At 71.3% G+C, this 17248-nt stretch carries 16 protein-coding genes; 15 read left to right on the top strand and 1 reads right to left on the bottom strand.

Features of this window, described 5'->3' with window-relative positions; translation table 11 throughout:
• Positions 1–17: 17 nt before the first annotated feature.
• Genes J2S76_RS08035 through J2S76_RS08015 form a run of 5 tightly spaced genes read left to right on the top strand, consistent with a single transcriptional unit; the run spans position 18 to position 6115 of the window.
• Positions 18–3920 carry a baseplate multidomain protein megatron gene (locus J2S76_RS08035; RefSeq protein ID WP_307059254.1) on the top strand — a complete coding sequence of 1301 codons (3903 nt, stop codon included), beginning with the start codon at positions 18–20 and terminating at the stop codon, positions 3918–3920.
• Positions 3921–3944: 24 nt separating this feature from the next.
• Complete coding sequence (locus J2S76_RS08030; protein ID WP_307059252.1) at positions 3945–4634, top strand: DUF2793 domain-containing protein; 690 nt, start codon at positions 3945–3947, stop codon at positions 4632–4634.
• 17 nt (positions 4635–4651) lie between these two features.
• Positions 4652–4957, top strand: a complete 306-nt coding sequence (locus J2S76_RS08025) for a hypothetical protein (RefSeq protein ID WP_307059250.1) — start codon at positions 4652–4654, stop codon at positions 4955–4957.
• A gap of 1 nt (position 4958) precedes the next feature.
• Positions 4959–5849: an arabinofuranosidase catalytic domain-containing protein gene (locus tag J2S76_RS08020; RefSeq protein ID WP_307059248.1), complete on the top strand. Its 891-nt coding sequence runs from the start codon at positions 4959–4961 to the stop codon at positions 5847–5849.
• On the top strand, positions 5846–6115 hold the full coding sequence (locus J2S76_RS08015; RefSeq protein WP_307059246.1) for a hypothetical protein: 270 nt from the start codon (positions 5846–5848) through the stop codon (positions 6113–6115). The genes J2S76_RS08020 and J2S76_RS08015 overlap by 4 nt, the downstream gene beginning before the upstream one ends.
• 15 nt (positions 6116–6130) lie before the next feature.
• On the opposite strand, the gene J2S76_RS08010 is transcribed toward J2S76_RS08015, so the two are convergent.
• The gene (locus J2S76_RS08010) at positions 6131–6589 is read right to left on the bottom strand and encodes a hypothetical protein (RefSeq protein WP_307059243.1); all 459 of its coding nucleotides are present in this window, start codon (positions 6587–6589) and stop codon (positions 6131–6133) included.
• Positions 6590–6737: 148 nt separating this feature from the next.
• On the opposite strand from J2S76_RS08010, the gene J2S76_RS08005 reads away from it, so the two are divergent.
• The 10 genes from J2S76_RS08005 to J2S76_RS07960 all read left to right on the top strand — a co-directional run bounded on the left by J2S76_RS08005 (position 6738) and on the right by J2S76_RS07960 (position 16989).
• On the top strand, positions 6738–7544 hold the full coding sequence (locus J2S76_RS08005) for a glycoside hydrolase family 108 protein (RefSeq protein WP_307059241.1): 807 nt from the start codon (positions 6738–6740) through the stop codon (positions 7542–7544).
• Positions 7541–7819, top strand: coding sequence for a hypothetical protein (locus tag J2S76_RS08000; protein WP_307059239.1), 279 nt, complete (start codon positions 7541–7543; stop codon positions 7817–7819). Before J2S76_RS08005 ends, J2S76_RS08000 begins: the two co-directional genes overlap by 4 nt.
• Positions 7820–8142: 323 nt before the next feature.
• The gene (locus J2S76_RS07995; RefSeq protein WP_307059237.1) at positions 8143–8844 is read left to right on the top strand and encodes a response regulator transcription factor; all 702 of its coding nucleotides are present in this window, start codon (positions 8143–8145) and stop codon (positions 8842–8844) included.
• Positions 8844–10223 carry a sensor histidine kinase gene (locus tag J2S76_RS07990; RefSeq protein WP_307059235.1) on the top strand — a complete coding sequence of 460 codons (1380 nt, stop codon included), beginning with the start codon at positions 8844–8846 and terminating at the stop codon, positions 10221–10223. The genes J2S76_RS07995 and J2S76_RS07990 overlap by 1 nt, the downstream gene beginning before the upstream one ends.
• Before the next feature lie 136 nt (positions 10224–10359).
• Entirely contained in the window at positions 10360–10827 is a 468-nt protein-coding gene (locus J2S76_RS07985) for an RT0821/Lpp0805 family surface protein (protein WP_018389894.1), read from the top strand.
• Between the two features lie 192 nt (positions 10828–11019).
• On the top strand, positions 11020–12144 hold the full coding sequence (ccmI, locus tag J2S76_RS07980) for a c-type cytochrome biogenesis protein CcmI (protein WP_307059234.1): 1125 nt from the start codon (positions 11020–11022) through the stop codon (positions 12142–12144).
• Positions 12145–12148: 4 nt separating this feature from the next.
• Positions 12149–12595 (top strand): cytochrome c maturation protein CcmE, encoded by a 447-nt coding sequence (ccmE, locus tag J2S76_RS07975; RefSeq protein WP_018389896.1) that lies wholly within the window; start codon positions 12149–12151, stop codon positions 12593–12595.
• A 220-nt stretch (positions 12596–12815) separates the two neighbouring features.
• The gene (locus J2S76_RS07970) at positions 12816–14813 is read left to right on the top strand and encodes a heme lyase CcmF/NrfE family subunit (protein WP_307059232.1); all 1998 of its coding nucleotides are present in this window, start codon (positions 12816–12818) and stop codon (positions 14811–14813) included.
• A 5-nt stretch (positions 14814–14818) separates the two neighbouring features.
• Positions 14819–15331, top strand: a complete 513-nt coding sequence (locus J2S76_RS07965; protein WP_307059230.1) for a cytochrome c-type biogenesis protein — start codon at positions 14819–14821, stop codon at positions 15329–15331.
• A 92-nt stretch (positions 15332–15423) separates the two neighbouring features.
• Positions 15424–16989 (top strand): Do family serine endopeptidase, encoded by a 1566-nt coding sequence (locus tag J2S76_RS07960; RefSeq protein WP_307059228.1) that lies wholly within the window; start codon positions 15424–15426, stop codon positions 16987–16989.
• Positions 16990–17248: the final 259 nt, after the last annotated feature.

Raw genomic sequence — 17248 nt, 5'->3', positions numbered from 1 at the left:
CACCTTGGGGGTCCCTTATGGCCACACTCATTCTCGGCGCGCTGGGCGGGACGATCGGCGGGGCGCTGCTCGGGCCGGTGGGGGCGCTGGCCGGGCGGGCGCTCGGGGCGCTGGGCGGTTCGGCGATCGATTCGCTGGTGCTGAACCCCGGCCAGCGGGTGGAAGGCCCGCGCCTCACCGAGTTCGGCACCATGACCTCCACCGAGGGCGCGGCGCTGCCCCGGCTCTATGGCCGGGCGCGGCTGTCCGGCCAGGTGATCTGGGCCGCGCCGGTGCAGGAGGTGGTGTCGACCCAGACGCAGGCCTCCGGCGGCAAAGGCGGGATCGCGGGCGGCGGCAGCTCCAGCACGACCTACAGCTATTTCGGCAGCTTCGCCGTCGGCCTGTGCGAGGGGAAGGTGACGCGGTTGGGGCGGATCTGGGCCGATGGGCGCCTGCTCGACAGCCGCGCGTTGAATGTGCGGCTGCATCGCGGCGGCGAGGACCAGTTGCCCGACCCGCTGATCGAGGCGCGGGTGCCGGGGGCGCCGGCCTATCGCGGCCTCGCCTATCTCGTCTTCGAGCGCCTGCCGCTCGCCCGCTTCGGCAACCGGCTGCCGCAGATCTCGGTCGAGGTGGAGCGGGCGGTGGGAGCGCTGGAGAACGCGGTGCGGGCGGTGACGCTGATCCCCGGCGCGACCGAGTTCGGCTATGAGCCGCGCGAGGTGCTGCGGGTCGACCGGCCGGGCGTCTACCAGCTGGAAAACCGCCATGTGACCACCCATGCCAGCGATTTTTCCGCCTCGCTCGACCAATTGCTCGCCACCTGCCCGAATCTGGAGCGGGTGGCGCTGGTCGTCACCTGGTTCGGCACCGACCTCCGGGCCGGTGCGTGCCAGATCCGCCCCGCCGTCGAGCGGCGCAACAAGCCGACGCAGATCGGCATCTTTCCTCTGGCGTGGCAGGTGGCCGGGCTGACGCGCACCAGCGCCGCGCTGGTGAGCCATTATGAGGGCAAGCCGGCCTATGGCGGCACGCCCTCCGACGACAGCGTGATCGCGGCGATTGAGGCGCTTAAGGCGCGCGGGCTGAAGGTGACGCTGAACCCCTTCCTGATGATGGACATTCCCGCCGGCAACGCGCTGCCCGACCCGTGGAACCCCGGGGCGCTGCAGCCGGCCCATCCCTGGCGCGGGCGCGTCACCTGCCATCCCGCCCCCGGTGTCCCCGGCTCGCCGGATGGCACGGCGGCGGCGGGGGCTGAGGTGGCGGCGCTGTTCGGCACGGCCAGCGCGGCGCATTTCGGCGTCGCCTCGGGGCGCGTCACCTATGCCGGCCCGGACGAATGGACGCTGCGGCGCATGGTTCTGCACTACGCTACGCTCGCCCAGATCGCCGGCGGGGTGGAGGCGCTGCTGATCGGCTCGGAAATGGCGGCGCTGACACGGGTGCGCTCAGGCCCCGGCGTCTACCCGGCCGCCGCCGCCTTCGCCGCGCTGGCGGGCGAGGTGAAGGCGCTGCTCGGGGCCGGCACCCAGATCGGCTATGGCGCCGACTGGACCGAATATGGCGCCCATGTGCGGGATGGCGGCGCGGAGGTGCGCTTTCCCCTTGATCCGCTCTGGGCGTCCCCCGCGCTCGATTTCATCGGCATCGACTGGTATCCCCCGCTGGCCGACTGGCGCGAGGGCGGCGCCCATCTCGACGCCGAGAGCTTTGAGAGCGGGCATGACCGCGCCTATCTCGCCGGCAATCTCAACGGTGGCGAGGCGTTCGACTGGTATTACCCGGATGAAGCCGCCCGTGCGGCGCAGGTGCGCGCCCCGATCACCGATGGCGCCTATGGCGAGGCGTGGGTGTTTCGCCAGAAGGACCTCGCCGGCTGGTGGAGCCACGCGCATCACGAGCGCGTCGGTGGGGTGCGGCAGGCGAGCCCGACGGCGTGGCTGCCGGGCTCCAAGCCGGTGCGCCTGACCGAGATCGGCTGCCCGGCGGTGGACAAGGGCGCCAACCGGCCGAGCGCCTTTCCCGACCCGAAATCGACCGAGGGCGGGCTGCCGCCCTTCTCCAGCGGCGCGCGGGACGATTTGATCCAGCGCCGGCATCTCGAAGTGAGCCTCGCCGGCTTTTCCGGCTCGGTGGTGCTGAACCCGCTGGCGCCGGGCCTGCCGGGCGGGCGGATGATCGACCCGGCCGCGCTCACGCTCTGGACCTGGGACGCGCGGCCCTTTCCGGTGTTTCCGCGCGCCAGCGATGTGTGGGCGGATGGCGCCAACTGGCAGACCGGGCACTGGCTCAATGGCCGGCTCGGCGCCGCGCCGCTGGCCGAGCTGACGCAGGCGCTGGCGGGCGATTTCGGCGTGCCCGATATGGCGACGGGCGATCTGCGCGGCATTGTCGACGGCTATGTCGTCGACCGGCCGATGACGGCGCGGGCGGCGCTGGAGCCGCTGGCGCGGGCCTTCGCCTTCGATCTTGTCGAGCGCGGCGGCGCGCTCACACTCGCCCCGCGTGGCGGGCGGGTGCGGGCGGTGCTGACCGATGACGACATCGCCACCGGCGAGGGGGTGGTCGCACCCTCGCTCACGCGCGCGGCGGAGGGCGAATTGCCGCTGTCCGCCACGCTCGGCTTCACCGATGGCGCGCAGGATTACCGCCGCGCCACCGCCGTCTCGCGCCGACTGGCCGGGGCGGCGCGGGCGGAAACCGGGCTGGAGGTCGCCATGGTGGCCGATCCCGGCCTCGCCGCCGGCCTCGCGGATATGTGGCTGCAGGATGCGTGGGCGGGGCGCGACACGCTGAGCCTGACGCTGCCGCCCTCACAGATCGCGCTGGAACCGGGCGATCTGGTGCGGCTGGAGCGCGATGGGCAGGCGCGGCTGATCGAGATCGTCTCGATCGAGGACCGGGGCGCAAGGCTGGTGAATGGGCGCAGCATCGACCCGGCGGTGTTCGCCCTCGCGGTGCGCGAGGGGCGGGCGGGCGAGGTCGAGCTGCCGGGCGGCGAGGGGCCGGCGCTGGTGCATCTGCTCCAGGCACCGCTGGCGCGCGGCGAGGGGGCGCCCACGCTGGCCTGGCTCGGCGCCTTCGTCACCCCATGGCCGGGGAGCCTGAACGTCTGGCGGGCGGTGGATGGCGGCAGCTTCGAGCCGGTCGCCACGCTGGCGGCGGCTTCGGTGACGGGCGAGACGCTGGGCGTGCTGCCCGCCGGCCCGCTCTGGCGCTGGCAACGCGCCAGCCTCGATGTCGCGCTCGATGGCGGGCTGCTGGCCGGGGCGAGCGAGGAGGCGGTGCTGGGCGGGGCCAATGCGCTGGCGCTGATCGACCCTTCCGGCGAGATCGAGGTGATCCAGTTCGCGGAGGCGGAACTGGTCGGGGACTCGACCTGGCGGCTGTCCGGCCTGCTGCGCGGCCAGCTCGGCACCGAGGCGCGGGTGGCCGCTGACTGGCCGGCGGGCACGGCGCTGATGAAGGTGGACGCCAATCTGATGCCTGTCGCGAGCGGGCTCGACATGATCGGCCGCGCTGTCACCTACCGCGTCGGCCGTGCCGATCGCGACCATGGCGACGCCACGGTGACGGAAATCGCCGCCACGTTGGGGCCTGCCGCGCTGCGCCCCTTCGCGCCGGTGCATGCCCGCGCCCGGCGGAGCCCCGCCGGGGTGGCGCTGAGCTGGACCCGGCGCACCAGGGGCGACGGCGATTCCTGGGATCTGGTCGAGGTGCCGCTGGGCGAGACCAGCGAGGCCTATGCGGTCGAGATCCTGAGCGGGGAAGTCGTCAAGCGCCGCGTCACCACCACCACGCCCGCGCTGACCTATGCGGCGGCCGACGAGATCGCCGATTTCGGCGCGGCGCAGCCCTTCCTCGACATCCGCATCGCCCAGCTTTCAGCCGAGGTGGGCGCCGGGGCGGCGCTGGCCGCACGGCTACGGGTTTGACCGTCGCCTTCACAGGAGCACCCCATGAGCGAGACGACCCCTCTGCTCGCGCTGCCGCTGCTGGCGGGCGCGCAGGCGCAGAAGCACGTGACCCATAATGAGGCGCTGGTGCGGCTCGACGCGGCGTGCCAGCTCGCGGTGCTGGACCGCACCCGCACGGCGCCGCCCGTCAGCCCGCTGCCGGGCGACCGGCATATTGTGGCGGCCGGAGCCGGCGGCGCCTTCGCCGGCCATGACGGCGAGATCGCGCTCTATGATGCGGGGTGGCATTTCCTCACCCCCCGCATGGGCTGGCGCGCCTATGTCGGCACTGAGGCATGCACGCTGCTGTTCGATGGCGCCGCCTGGCGCGAGGCGCTCGCGCTCACCCTCTCCGGCGCCGCCGCCACGCTGCGCATGGTGGAGCAGGAGGTGACCCTCGCCGGGGCCTTCGTCGCCTCCACCCTGCTCATTCCCAACCGGGCGATCTGCCTTGCCGTGGCCAGCCGCACCGTGGCGGCGGTGACGGGGGCGACCGCCTATGAGGTCGGCATATCAGGCGAAACCGCGAAATTCGGCGGGCTTTTGAGCATCGCCGCCGGCGCCAGCAATATCGGCGTGATCGGCCCGCAGGCCTTCTATGCCGACACGCCGCTGCGCATCACCGCGCTGGGCGGCAGCTTCACCGGCGGGCGGGTGCGCCTCGTCCTGTCCTACCTCGCCTTCACCCTCTGATCTCCGGGAGCGAACCCATGCCCTATGATGCCGCCAGGGACCCCTGGCATCGCCGCGCCCTTTCGCCCGCCGCGCTCGGTCGCGCCGGGGCGCTGGTGGTGCCGAACGACGCCGCCGACCTGCCGCGCTATGGCCGGCTGCGTGTGTTCGTGCCCGCGACCCTTGCGAGCGCGGATATCCGCATCCTCCCGGTCGACGCGGCCGATGACGCGCCGCTGACCCTGCCGCTGCCGCCCGGGCAGGTGAGCGTGCTCGAATTCCTGGTGCGCCGCGTGCTGGCGAGCGGCACGAGCGCGGGACTGACCATCCACCGGGTCGATTGAGATGGCGAGCTTCGGTTTCGCCCTCGACCTCACGCGCCGCAGCGCCGCTCATCCGGCTCCGGCGCCGTTCGACGCCTTGGCTGGCCCGCTTTACGCGGCCTTCGGGCTGAGCCGGCTGCTTTCGGCCTATGCCGGCCCGTGTGTGCGGGCCCGCCGCGCCAGCGACGGAGCGGAGAGCGATATCGGCTTTGCCGCGGCGGGCGCTCTCGATGTCGCGGCGCTGCTCGCCTTTGCCGGTGCCGGCAGCGCCTATGCGACGCTCTGGTACGACCAGAGCGGGAATGGCCGCCACGCCGCGCAGCCGACCGGCGCGGCCCAGCCGCGAATCGTCAATGCCGGCGGGCTCGATGTCGGCCCCAATGGCCGGCCGCAGCTTGTGCTCTCCGGCGCGCAATATCTCGACATTCAGAACTCGACCGGCTTTTCCCGCAATATAGCCGCAGCCACCTATGCCGCGGTCACGCGGGTGACGGCGGCGAGCGCGCAAGTCATCCTGTACAATTCCATCGCGTCCACGGCAGGGTCGCTTCGCGCGGCCCTCCTCTTCAGCACCGCGACAGCTCCTGTCATGCAGACGCGCACGACCGACACCGGCGTGACAGCCACTCAAGCCGGTGCGGCCGTGATGTCTGGCGCATGGTCCCGCATCATCGGCCGGGGGCGGTACGCGGCAGGCGCCGTCGATATCTGCGTCAACGGCACGGCGGCCACGAACAGCGCCATGACGCCCGCGCAGAACACTCCGGACAGCGATTCGGCGGCGAACATCCGGATTGGTGCCGCCACCTTCGGCGGGGCGTACCTCACGGGCGGCGTTTCCACCTTTGCCCTGGCGCAGGCGGCGGCCGACATCGCCGCGCTCGATGCCGCCCTCTTGCAGGTGATGCCATGAGCTTTCTGATCGTCGCCACAGCGGCCGCCGCGCACAACCGCAGCGTTCAGGCCTGGCTCGACTGCGGCTATGCGGCCGGCGGCACGTCCCGGCTGTGGGATGTCTCCCAGCACCCGACCGACGGCCGGGCGGCGCTGACGATTCCCACCTCGCCGGGTGACGCGCAGATCGGCCTCGCACAGGAGGCCTATGACGCCCTCCTCAGTGGAGCCGAGCGGGCGGCGCTGCTGCCGGCGCTGCCGCCGGACTGGCAAGGGGAGCCCTGAGGCTGCCCGCCCTGCCTACTCGGCCGGGCCGGGAAGCGGCGCCGGCTTTACCGGCCCCACCGAACCCGCCGAGGCGGTGGCCGGCGGGGTGGCGGACGCCGTAGGCCGCGCCGTCGCCGAGTTCGTCGCGGCGGCGGCCTTGGCTGCCGTGGCAACGACCGGCCGGGTGAGAACCGTGGGGCGGGCAACGATTCGGCGCTGGGCCGTCTCCACCACGCCGGCGATCTTCTCCAGCCGCTTCAGCCGCACGATCTCGTTGTTGAGCCGGTCCAGCTCGTCGCCAATGGCGCGGCAGATCTCCCGGTAGCTCTCGGGCGTCAGCCGGTCGCGCATATAGGCAACGCCCGATTCCGTGCTCTTCAGCGTCACCGGGGCGACAGCCAGAAGCGCCTCCGCCTGCACCTGGCCGGAGCTGCGGCGGGCTTCATCGAAAATGCTGCGTAGATCCTCGACGAGTCGATCTTCTCTTGCCATGCCGAGCGGAGCCCCTTGTCCGTAGCCAGCTATCTCAAAAAGACTCTTGGAAAGCGGGTATTTTTGCAACCGTGCCAGGGTAGTTGAACCGTTAACATAACGTTAATCCCCAGAAAACACCCCCAAAATCTTGCAGCGGAGCCATGCAATGACCGCGTCGAGCTTCGACGAGGCGCTGAGGCGCGTGCTCGTCCATGAGGGCGGCTATGCCGACCACCCCGCCGATCCCGGCGGCGCGACCATGCAGGGGATCACCCAGCGCGTCTATGATGGCTGGCGCCGGCGCCATGGCCAGCCCGTGCGCAGCGTGCGGCGGATCGCGCCGGACGAGGTGGCGGCGCTCTACCGGCGGCAATATTGGGACGCCGTGCGCGCCGACGACCTGCCCGCCGGGCTCGACTATGCGCTGTTCGACGCGGCGGTGAATTCCGGCCCGGCCCAGGCGGCGAAATGGCTGCAGCGCGCGCTCAAGGTCACCGTGGACGGGCAGGTGGGCGAGGCGACGCTGGCGGCGCTGGATGGCCATGCGCCGGAAGCGCTGGTCGACGGCCTGTGCGAGCGCCGCCTCGCCATGCTGCGCAGCCTGCGGACCTTCCCCACCTTCGGAGCCGGCTGGACCCGCCGCGTCACTGACGTGCGGGCCACCGCACGGCGGATGGCCGGCGCGGCCGGGCCGATGGCGGCCGATGTGCAAGAGCGGCCGGACGGCGACGGCGCGGCGCGGGCGCGGCCGGCCGACACACGGCTCTCGCGCACCCCTGAGGGGGCGGGCGGGCTGATCAGCGGCGCCGGCGTGCTCGGCGCTGTCATCGCCGAGCAGGCCGACCGGCTGGCGCCGCTCGCCGCCCTCGCCGAACCGCTGAAATGGCTGTTCGCGGCGCTGATGCTCGCCGGCGTGGTGCTGACCCTGCGCGGGGCGCTGGCGCGAATCGGCGCCGGCGAGGTGGCGCGGTGACGGTGCTGCTCGGCCTGCTGGCGAGCCCACTCGGGCGCGGCGCCGCGCTCCTCCTCGCCGCCCTTGCCTTGGCCGGCGGGATCTATCTCAAGGGCCGCTCGGAAGGCCGGGCCGCCTGCATCGCGCAAGGAGAACGGGATGTGCTGGACACGATCGAGCGCGCGAACGGCGCGCGGGCTGACGCTGATCGCCGCAACGCTGATGAGCGCCGGCTGCGCGACGACGACACCTTCCGCCGCGACGCGGGGAGCGTGCGGCGCCTTCCGGCCGATTAGCTGGGCGATTGAGGACACCGACCCGACGATCCGGCAGGTGAAGGCGCACAACGCGGTGGGGCTGGAATTGTGCGGCTGGCGGGGGCGGGGATGAGGGTGAGGGTGGCGCAAGCGGCCATATGCGCCGTCATCCCGGCCGCAGCGTAGCGGAGAGCCGGGATCGTCCGCCTGATGTCCGCGCGATCCCGGCTCGGCCTGCGGCCGTGCCGCGGGATCGAACTTCCCCAGCCCGTCTGAACACACCCCGCACCTGACATCCGGCGCGCGCGGTGGCATGCTCGGGGCGCCGCGTGCCCCCCGCGCGGTGTGCGTGAGGAACCGCCGTGCGCCTGCTTGTCGTCGAGGATGATCCCGATCTGAACCGCCAGATGGTCGAGGCGCTGGTCGAGGCCGGCTATGCGGTCGACCGCGCCCATGATGGCGAGGAAGGCCATTTCCTCGGCGAGACCGAGCCCTATGACGCGGTCGTGCTCGATATCGGCCTGCCGAAGATGGACGGGCTCTCGGTGCTGGAGGCCTGGCGGCGCGAGGGGCGCAAGATGCCGGTGCTGATTCTCACCGCGCGCGACCGCTGGAGCGACAAGGTGCAGGGCTTCGACGCCGGTGCCGACGATTATGTGGCGAAGCCCTTCCATATGGAGGAGGTGCTGGCGCGCATCCGCGCGCTGCTGCGCCGCTCCGCCGGCCATGCGGCGAGCGAACTGACCTGCGGGCCGGTCATGCTCGACACGCGCTCGGGCCGGGTGACGGTGAGCGGGCGGCAGGTGAAGCTCACCTCGCATGAGCACCGACTGCTGGCCTATCTCATGCACCATGTCGGGCGGGTGGTCTCGCGCACCGAGCTGGTCGAGCATCTCTACGACCAGGATTTCGACCGCGATTCCAACACCATCGAGGTGTTTGTCGGCCGCCTGCGCAAGAAGCTGGATGTCGACGTGATCCAGACCGTGCGTGGGCTCGGCTATCTCCTGGTGGCGCCCGAGCCGCCCCGCGCCGACAGCTCGCGCGCCGAGACCTCGCGCTGATGCGCGCCGGCTCGCTGGCGCTGCGCCTGTTCGTCTCGGCGACGGTGGTCAGCGTCGCCGTGCTGGCGATCACCGGCTTCGCGCTGCATGAGGTCTATCGCGCGGCGGTGGAGCGGGCCTTCGACCAGCGGCTCGACGTCTATCTCAAGACCATTGTCGCCGATGTCGCCAATTCGCCCTCCGGCACCATGCCGGAGCCGACGACGCTCGGCGATCCGCTGTTCAACTTCCCCATTTCCGGCTGGTACTGGCAGATCACCCGCACCGACGGGCCGGCGGCGCAGGTGAAGACCTCGCGCTCGCTGCCCGAGGGCAAGCTGCCGCTGCTGTTCGAGCGCCAGGCCGATGCCGATGTCTCGGGCCTGCGCGAGGCCTATGCCGATGGCCCGTCCGGCCAGAGGCTGCGCATTGTCGAGCGGGTGGTCGATCTCGGCGAGGACGGGCGCTACGCGGTGGCGGTGGCGGCCGATGCCGGAGAGATTGCCGAGGAGGTCGCCGGCTTCGACCAGGCGCTGCTGGTGACGCTGGCGGTGCTCGGTTGCGCCTTCCTGCTGACGCTGGTGTTCCAGGTGCTGTTCGGCCTGCGCCCGCTCAAGCGCATGCTCGCGGCGCTGCACGAGGTGCGCACCGGCCGCGCCGACCGCATCGAGGGCGCCTATCCGGTGGAGATCGCCCCGCTCGCCGCTGAGGTCAATGCGCTGATCGACACTAATCGCGAGATCGTCGAGCGCGCCCGCACCCATGTCGGCAATCTCGCCCATGCGCTGAAGACGCCGATTTCTGTGCTGCAGAACGAGGCGGCGCGGGCCGGCGAGGCCGATGCCGCGCTGGGCGCCAAGGTGACGGCGCAGGCGCAGATCATGAAGGACCAGGTGGCGCATCATCTGGAGCGCGCCCGCATGGCGGCCCGCGCCTCGGTCGTCACCACGGTGGAGGAGGTGGAGCCGATCGTCGCCCGCATCGCCACGACGCTGGCCAAGGTGCACCGCGCCAAGGGCGTGGCGGTGGAGATGGAGGTCGCGGGCGGCCTGCGCTTTCGCGGCGAGCGGCAGGATCTGGAGGAGATCCTCGGCAATCTCGTCGACAATGGCTGCAAATGGGCGCGCACGCTGGTGGAGATCGCGGTGGCGCCGGTGCCCGGCGGGGCCGGCGAGCGGGATTATTTCGAGATCACCATCGACGATGACGGGCCGGGCCTGACGCCGGAACAGCAGACCGAGGCGCTGAAGCGCGGCAAGCGGCTGGACGAGACCCAGCCGGGTTCCGGGCTGGGCCTGTCCATCGTCTCCGAACTGGTCGGGCTCTATGGCGGGCGGCTGGCCTTCGACCGCTCGCCCTTTGGCGGGCTGCGCTGCGTGGTGCGGCTGCCGGCGGCGTGAGCTGCCCCGATGTCGGTCCCCTTGCGTCGGTGCGGTGGGAGAGGTGACGGGGCCGCGCTTTCGCCCTATTCCTCTTCCTTAAGGTGCAGATGTTCCGCGAGGAACGTGCCGTGTCGAGGCTGGAGGAAGGAATTTCATGCGCGCATACCAATTCGTGGCCGTGGGCCTTGTCGCCGGCGCCCTCGCGGGCTGCAGCACCGCGCAGGAGAACCCGAACACTGTCGGCGGCGCGGCCATTGGCGCGGTGGCGGGCGGCGTCATCGGTCAGGTCGTCGGGCACAACACCGCCAGCACGCTGGTCGGCGCGGCGGTGGGCGGCCTGATCGGCGGCACCATCGGCAATGCGCTTGATCAGGCCGACCGGCAGCGGGCCCAGCAGGCCGAGACGCAGGCGCTCGAATATGGCAACCCCGGCGCGCCGGTGAGCTGGCGCGGCGACAGCGGTTCCTATGGCACCATCGTCCCCGGCCCGACCTATGCGCGCGGCGGTTCGCCCAAATGCCGCGAATTCACCCACACCATCTACATCAACGGCCAGCCGCAGACCGCGCGCGGCACCGCCTGCCGCAACCCGGACGGTACCTGGTCGCCGGTGGCGGGCTGAGCGCGCCTCTCTGCGTACCCCGTTCCGGTGCCCGTGACGGGGTGACGCAGGCGCCCGCCAGCCCGCGCCGTCGCGTGATTCAGACCGGCGCCCCCTCGCGCGACTGTGAGCCTGCGGCGATCGGACTGAGGGTGTTACGGATTGGCGACAGGGCCCGGGTCGGCTACCCCTCAGCGCATTAGAGGAAAACTAATGTTGCTGTGGATCGCCTTCTCGCTGATGACCGGCGCCGCCATTCTGGCGGTGCTCTGGCCGTTGCGCACCGGCGCGGCCGTGCCTGCTGCCAGCACCGCCGAAGCCGATCTCGCCGTCTATCGCGACCAGCTAGCGGAAATCGAGCGCGACCGGGCCTCCGGCCTCATCGCGCCGGCCGAGGGCGAGGCGGCGCGGACGGAAGTGGCGCGCCGCATCCTGCGCGTTTCCGCCGAGCGCGGCCGCGAGGGCGCCTCCTCCGGTGACGACCGGCGCCGGCGTATCGTCGCCGTCGTGGCGCTGCTGGGCGTGCCGCTGCTGGCGGGCGGGCTCTACCTCTCGCTCGGCTCGCCGCTGACCCCGCCGCAGCCTTTGGCGCAGCGGCTGGAGGCCCAGCCCGACCCCTCCGACATCGCCATTCTCATCCGCAAGGTCGAAAGCCATCTCGAAGCCAACCCGAATGACGGGCGCGGCTATGAGGTGGTGGCGCCGATCTATGCCCGTATCGGCCGGCTCGACGACGCGGCGCGGGCCTGGGCCAACGCCATTCGCCTGCTCGGCCCCAATGCCCAGCGCGAGACCGGCCTCGGCGAGGCGCTGACCGCGCGGGCCGGCGGGGTGGTGACGGGCGAGGCCAAGTCCGCCTTCCAGGCCGCGCTCGCCGCCGATCCGAACGACCCCAAGGCGCAGTATTTCCTCGGCCTCGCCGCCGAGCAGGACGGCCAGACCGCCGAGGCGGCGCAGCGCTGGAGCGCGCTGGTGGCGGCTTCCCCGCCCGACGCGCCCTGGCTCGGCCTGGTGGGCGCGGCGCTGACCCGAATCGGCGCCCCCGTGCCGGCCCCGGCGTCCGGCCCCGGCGCGGCCGATGTGGCGGCGGCGCAAAGCCTTACCCCCGAGCAGCGCGACGCGATGGTGCGCGGCATGGTCGAGCGGCTGGAGGCGCGGCTGGCGCAGGAGGGCGGCGATATCGAGGGCTGGCTGCGGCTGATGCGGGCCTGGACCGTGCTGGGCCAGCAGGACAAGGCCAAGACCGCCGCCGGACAGGCGCGCACCCATTTCGCCAGCGATAGCGGCGCGCTCGGGCGTATCGACGCGCTGGCGCAAGAACTCGGCCTCGGGAGCTGACGCCATGACCCGCAAGGGACGTCGCCTACTGGTCATTTCCTGCGCCGCCGGCGTGCTCTTCGTCGCCGCCGGGCTGGTGCTGTTCGCGCTGAACGACACGATCGTGTTCTTCCGCTCGCCCAGCGAGATCGCCGCCGAGGGCACGCGGCCGGGCACAAGGCTGCGGCTGGGCGGGCTGGTGAAGGACGGCAGCGTGCAGCACACTGACGGCACCCATGTGCGCTTCGTCGTCACCGATGGCGGCGCCGATATGGGCGTGACCTATGTCGGCCTGCTGCCGGACCTGTTTCGCGAAGGCCAGGGCGTGATCGCCGAGGGCGTGCTGGCGCCGGATGGCAGCTTCACCGCCGACAGCGTGCTGGCCAAGCACGACGAAACCTATATGCCGAAGGAAGTCGCCGACGCGCTGAAGAAGCAGGGCGTGTGGAAGGAAGGGGAGGGGACGCCGTGAGGGGGACCTTGCCCCGCGTCCTCGCATCGTCATCCCGGACGCGGCGCAGCCGCGCGCCGGGATCGCGCGCCGTTCTGGCGGGCGTTGGCGTCACGCGATCCCGGCTCGGCCTTGCGGCCGTCCGGGATGACGTTTCTTCCGGTTGCGCGCCCTTTGGCCACGCCGTCATCCTGAGGTGCCGCGAAGCGGCCTCGAAGGATCCTTGCTGGAGTACGCGCCCATGAACCCGGAAATCGGCCATTACGCGCTGGTGCTCTCGCTGGCCGTCGCGCTGCTGATGACGGTGATCCCGGCCTGGGGCGCGCGCACCGGCGACGCGGCGCTGATGCGGGTCGGCTCGACGTTGGCGCTGGTGCTCGCCGGCTTTGTCGGCCTGTCCTTCGCCACGCTTGTCGTGGCCTATGTGCAGTCCGATTTCTCGGTGCTGAACGTGGTCGAGAACTCCCATTCCGCCAAGCCGCTGCTCTACCGCATCACCGGCACCTGGGGGAACCATGAGGGCTCGATGCTGCTCTGGGTGCTGGTGCTGGCGATCTTCGCCGCGCTGGTGGCACTGTTCGGCGCCAATCTGCCCGCGCGGCTGAAGGCCAATGTGCTCGCCGTCCAGGGCTCGGTGGCGACCGCCTTCCTGCTGTTCATCCTGTTCACCTCGAACCCGTTCACCCGGGTGATTCCGCCCCCGGCGGAGGGGCAGGACCTCAACCCGATCCTGCAGGATATCGGCCTCGCCATTCATCCGCCGCTGCTCTATCTCGGCTATGTCGGCTTCTCCATCACCTTCGCCTTCGCCGTCGCCGCGCTGATCGAGGGGCGGATCGACGCCGCCTGGGCGCGCTGGGTCCGGCCCTGGGCACTGACCGCCTGGGCGTTCCTGACGCTAGGCATCGCCATGGGGTCCTACTGGGCCTATTACGAGCTCGGCTGGGGCGGCTGGTGGTTCTGGGACCCGGTGGAGAACGCCTCGCTGATGCCGTGGTTCGCCGGCACGGCGCTGATCCATTCCGCCGTGGTGATGGAAAAGCGCGACGCGCTGAAAGTGTGGACGGTGCTGCTCGCCATCCTCGCCTTCTCGCTGTCGCTGCTCGGCACCTTCCTCGTGCGCTCGGGCGTGCTCACCTCGGTGCACACCTTCGCCACCGATCCCTCGCGCGGCGTGTTCATCCTCGCCATCCTGGTGTTCTTCATCGGCGGTTCGCTGGCGCTCTATGCGCTGCGCGCGCCGATGCTGCGGCAGGGCGGCCTGTTCGCCCCGGTCTCCCGCGAGGGGGCGCTGGTGCTGAACAATCTGCTGCTCACCGCCGCCTCCGCCGCCGTGCTGGTCGGCACGCTCTACCCGCTGGCGCTGGAGGCCTATAATGGCGCCAAGATCACGGTCGGGCCGCCCTATTTCAACCTGACGGTCGGCGCGCTGATGCTGCCGGTGGCCTTCGCCATGCCGTTCGGGCCGCTGCTGGCCTGGAAGCGCGGCGATCTCGCCGGGGCAGCGCAGCGGCTGATGGCCGCCTTTGGCGCCGCCATCGTCATCGCCGCGCTGGCGGCCTATGCGCAGGGCGGCGGGCCGGTGCTGGCGCCGTTCGGCATGGGGCTGGCCGCCTTCGTGGTGATCGGCGCGATGGCCGAGGTGATCGAGCGCGCCGGCTTCGGCCGGGTGCCGCGCGCGACCGCCTTCGCCCGGCTGCGCGGGCTGCCGCGCTCGGTGTTCGGCGGGGCGCTGGCCCATGCCGGCGTCGGCGTCTGCCTGTTCGGTATCATTGCCGAGACCAGCTGGAACGCCGAGCGCATCGCCGGCGTGAAGGTCGGCGGCAGCTTCGAGGTGGGCGGCTATGAGCTGACCCTCGACCGGCTGGAGCCGCGCAACGGGCCGAACTACCGCGATCTCGTCGGGGTGTTCACGGTCCGCCGGGGCGGTGTCGAGATGGGCACCATCGAATCCGCCAAGCGCCTGTTCACCGCCCGCAACATGCCGACCACCGAATCGGGCATCCGCACCATGTGGTTCAGCCAGCTCTATGTGAGCCTGGGCGACGAACTGCCGGGCGGCGGGGTGGGCGTGCGCGCCTATTGGAAGCCGTTTGTGACGCTGATCTGGATCGGCTCGATCATCATGGCGCTCGGCGGTGCGCTCTCGCTCAGCGACCGGCGCCTGCGCGTCGGGGCGCCGAAGCCGGCGAAGAAGCCGAAGGTGAGGCCCGACCCCGCCGCGGTGCCGGCGGAGTGAGGGCGATGCGCAAAGCCCTCGCCTTCATGTTGACCGCCCTGCTGCTGGCGGCGACCCCCGCCGCCGCCGTGCAACCGGACGAGGTGCTGCCCGATCCCGTGCAGGAGGCGCGGGCGCGCGAGCTCTCGAAGGAGCTGCGCTGCATGGTGTGCCAGAACCAGTCGATCGACGATTCGGACGCGCCGCTGGCGCGCGACCTGCGCCTGCTGGTGCGCGAGCGAATCCAGCAGGGTGAGTCCGACCGGCAGGTGATGGACTATCTGGTGGCGCGCTATGGCGAGTTCGTGCTGCTGCGCCCGACCTGGCACGGGGCGAACGCGATCCTGTGGCTGGCGCCCTTCGCGGTGCTGGTCGTCGGCGGCATCGGCCTGTTCGTCGCCTATCGCCGCCGGGCCGCGCCGCAGGGCGTGCGCGAGACGCCGGCGCCGCCGCTGACGCCCGAGGAGGAGGCGCGCCTGCGCGCCGCGCTGGGCGAGCCGACCTCGCCGGAGCAACCGGGCGACGTTACGAAAGTTTAACGCCACCGCCAGACTGCGTTAAGGCGACCGCCTCTAGTTTCTTGTTCAACGCTCCCGGTGGGGAGAGTGATTTGTCGAACGAGGAACGACACATGTCGCGCATCGCGCCCATCCCGACCCGCACCCCTTCGTCGTCCACGCTGCGCAAGAGCCGTTCCCGGCTGCTCGCCGGTGTGTTCACCCTGGCCCTGGCCGGTGGCACCGTCGGCGCCTTTGTGCTGCCCGAAATCATCACCCCGGCCCAGGCCCAGCTGACCACCAACCAGCCCGCCGGCACCTTCTCCTTCGCCGACATCGTCGAGAAGGTCTCGCCCGCCGTCGTCAGCGTGAAGGTGAAGAAGGACGAGGACAAGGTCGCCTCGAATGACGAGGAAGGCATGGGCGGCCAGAACGTGCCCCCGCAGATCGAGCGCTTCATGCGCCGCTTCGGCTTCGGCCCGGGCGGCCCCGGCGGCCCGGACATGGGCCCGCGTCGCGGCCCCGGACATCGTGGTGTCGTCGGCCAGGGCTCCGGCTTCTTCATCTCCGCCGACGGTTTCGCCGTGACCAACAACCACGTCGTCGACGGCGCCACTGAAGTCGACCTCACCACCACCGACGGCAAGAGCTACACCGCCAAGGTGATCGGCACCGATCCCCGCACCGACGTGGCGCTGCTGAAGGTCGACGGCAAGTCGGACTTCCCGTGGGTGAAGCTCGCCGCCAAGGCGCCGCGCGTCGGCGATTGGGTGGTCGCGGTCGGCAACCCGTTCGGCCTCGGCGGCACCGTCACCGCGGGCATCGTCTCGGCGCGTGGCCGCGACATCGGCTCGGGCCCCTATGACGACTTCATCCAGATCGACGCCCCGATCAACCGCGGCAATTCCGGCGGTCCGACCTTCGGCCTTGACGGCGAAGTGATCGGCGTCAACACCGCCATCGTCTCCCCCTCGGGCGGCAATGTCGGCATCGCCTTCGCCATTCCCTCCGAGACCGTCTCCGAGGTGATCGAGGCGCTGAAGAGCGGTGGCGAGGTGGCCCGCGGCTATGTCGGCGTGCAGATCCAGCCGGTCAGCGACGAAGTCGCCGAGGCGCTGGAACTCAAGTCGGCCGAGGGCGCCCTCATCGCCCAGGTGCAGCCCGGCACCCCCGGCGAGAAGGCCGGCCTCAAGCCCGGCGATGTCGTGACGCAGATCGACGGGGAGACCGTGAAGGACTCCCGCGAGATGTCGCGCGAGATCGCCCGCAAGAAGCCCGGCACGGTGGTGAAGCTGAGCGTGCTGCGCGACGGCAAGTCGATGACCATTCCGGTCACGCTGGAGCAGCTGCCGACCGACGTCGCCTCGGCGGCGAAGGCCAAGGCCGATCAGGGCGAAGAGGACGGCAAGGGCATTCCGCGCCTCGGCCTCTCGCTGGCTCCTGCCAAGGGTGTCGCCGGCGCTGGTGACATCGGCGTCGTCGTCACCGAGGTCGATCCGAACGGCCCCGGCGCCGAGCGCGGCATCAAGGAAGGCGATGTCATCCTCGACGTGGGTGGCAAGCCGGTGATGACCCCCGCCGATGTGCGCGATGGCCTCGCCACCGCCCGCAAGGACAATCGCAAGGCCGTGCTGATGCGGATCAAGTCCGAACAGGGCACCCGTTTCGTCGCCATCGCGCTGGGTGACCAGCGCGGCTGACGCAAGGTTCCGGTTGCGGCTCGTTCCGTCGCCCCTTGGGCTGCGGCCGGTTCGGTGGCGCGGGGAGTCCGAAAGGATTCCCCGCGTCATCTATTTCAGGGGCCCTCCGGCGCGGACGCCGGGGGATGCCAATATAGGCGCGAGGCTCGAAATGACGTACATGGAGACGAATTCGAATCTTACCGCCGCCTCCGATTCCGCGCGGGGCAGAGATGACCCGTTCATCGAGCTTGCGGATTTCCGGAGAGCAGCCCGAAAA

It is taken from the genome of Ancylobacter vacuolatus, from assembly GCF_030813595.1.
GTDB lineage: Bacteria > Pseudomonadota > Alphaproteobacteria > Rhizobiales > Xanthobacteraceae > Ancylobacter > Ancylobacter vacuolatus.
This window is presented reverse-complemented; position numbering and strand designations above follow the sequence as displayed.

What these genes read in the sequence shown, in the direction of transcription:
- ccmE (WP_018389896.1), top strand. Translation starts at nt 12,149, where the DNA reads ATGACCCGCAAGGGACGTCGCCTACTGGTCATTTCCTGCGCCGCCGGC.
- J2S76_RS08020 (WP_307059248.1), top strand. Translation starts at nt 4,959, where the DNA reads ATGGCGAGCTTCGGTTTCGCCCTCGACCTCACGCGCCGCAGCGCCGCT.
- J2S76_RS07990 (WP_307059235.1), top strand. Translation starts at nt 8,844, where the DNA reads ATGCGCGCCGGCTCGCTGGCGCTGCGCCTGTTCGTCTCGGCGACGGTG.
- J2S76_RS08035 (WP_307059254.1), top strand. Translation starts at nt 18, where the DNA reads ATGGCCACACTCATTCTCGGCGCGCTGGGCGGGACGATCGGCGGGGCG.
- J2S76_RS08015 (WP_307059246.1), top strand. Translation starts at nt 5,846, where the DNA reads ATGAGCTTTCTGATCGTCGCCACAGCGGCCGCCGCGCACAACCGCAGC.
- J2S76_RS08030 (WP_307059252.1), top strand. Translation starts at nt 3,945, where the DNA reads ATGAGCGAGACGACCCCTCTGCTCGCGCTGCCGCTGCTGGCGGGCGCG.
- J2S76_RS07985 (WP_018389894.1), top strand. Translation starts at nt 10,360, where the DNA reads ATGCGCGCATACCAATTCGTGGCCGTGGGCCTTGTCGCCGGCGCCCTC.
- J2S76_RS07960 (WP_307059228.1), top strand. Translation starts at nt 15,424, where the DNA reads ATGTCGCGCATCGCGCCCATCCCGACCCGCACCCCTTCGTCGTCCACG.
- J2S76_RS08025 (WP_307059250.1), top strand. Translation starts at nt 4,652, where the DNA reads ATGCCCTATGATGCCGCCAGGGACCCCTGGCATCGCCGCGCCCTTTCG.
- J2S76_RS08005 (WP_307059241.1), top strand. Translation starts at nt 6,738, where the DNA reads ATGACCGCGTCGAGCTTCGACGAGGCGCTGAGGCGCGTGCTCGTCCAT.
- ccmI (WP_307059234.1), top strand. Translation starts at nt 11,020, where the DNA reads ATGTTGCTGTGGATCGCCTTCTCGCTGATGACCGGCGCCGCCATTCTG.
- J2S76_RS07965 (WP_307059230.1), top strand. Translation starts at nt 14,819, where the DNA reads ATGCGCAAAGCCCTCGCCTTCATGTTGACCGCCCTGCTGCTGGCGGCG.
- J2S76_RS08010 (WP_307059243.1), bottom strand. Translation starts at nt 6,589, where the DNA reads ATGGCAAGAGAAGATCGACTCGTCGAGGATCTACGCAGCATTTTCGAT.
- J2S76_RS07970 (WP_307059232.1), top strand. Translation starts at nt 12,816, where the DNA reads ATGAACCCGGAAATCGGCCATTACGCGCTGGTGCTCTCGCTGGCCGTC.